1 protein-coding gene is annotated in these 944 nt (G+C 66.3%); it reads right to left on the reverse strand.

Annotation, left to right across the window (positions count from 1 at the left end; translation table 11 throughout):
- Positions 1-33: 33 nt before the first annotated feature.
- Positions 34-944 (reverse strand): tyrosine-type recombinase/integrase (locus tag ACLBYD_RS30700; protein WP_447819403.1); only part of this gene is annotated, 911 nt, incomplete at its 5' end.

A 944-nucleotide genomic window follows, 5' to 3' on the forward strand; every position in this document is an offset into this window, starting at 1 on the left:
CAAACGAGGTGGGGCACTTTGCTGTCGCAGTCGCTATGCGGCCATGAACGTTGAGACGACGTACGCGGCATGGTTGTCGAGGCTCACCCGGCCGCGGTCGTAGGCGAGTGTCTGCCGGATGTCCGAGTGTCGCGCCGCGATCTGCACCTGTCGCAACGGCACCTGCGCATCGAGCGCCGCGACAACGAAGGTGTGTCGCAACGTGTGGCACGACAACGGCTTACCGATCCCGGCGCGACGCGCGAGACGCTTCACGACACGATCCGCAGACCGCCGCGTCATCCGAGTCCCGTCGCGTCGCAACAGCAGTGCGCCACTGCGACGCTCACCAGCTGCGCGTTCCATCGACCGCAGCACCGGAATCGGCAGCGGGATCGACGCGGACTTCGTGCCTTTGCCGGTGAACCGCACGACCCGGTGCCCGCGTTCGGTGTCCTGGAAGTCCTCGACGTTGATCGAGCACGCTTCCGAGACCCGGAGCCCGAGGAGGCCGAGCATTGCGACGAGCGCTTCGTCGGCCGGGGTGGACTGTCGCGCGGTGAACATCAGGGCCTGGTAGTCCTGGCGCTCGAGACCGATCTTCTTCGTCAGGTCCGTCGTCCAGCGAGGCATCTTCACGTTGACGGCCGGCGACTTATTGATGACGCCGTCCTCCTGCATGAGCCAGAAGAACACGCGCAGGCACACCAGGCGGCGGTGCACGGTGGCCGGCGCGTTGCCGCGCTCGATCTCGAGGTGCCGGGCCCAAAGCTCGATGTGCGGGCGTTCGATGCCGAAGATCGGGTCGAGTCCGTAGCTGCGGGAACAGTCGAACCACAGTCGCATGTCGGTCCGGTACGCGACGAACGACTGTCCGGTGTAGCGGGCGAGGAATCCCGCCACCAGCAGGTCGTGCTTGGTCATCTGCCGGGGCGGGAGAACCTCGGTGGGGGTAGCGTCTTCCA

This window comes from Rhodococcus sp. C26F (genome assembly GCF_053345925.1).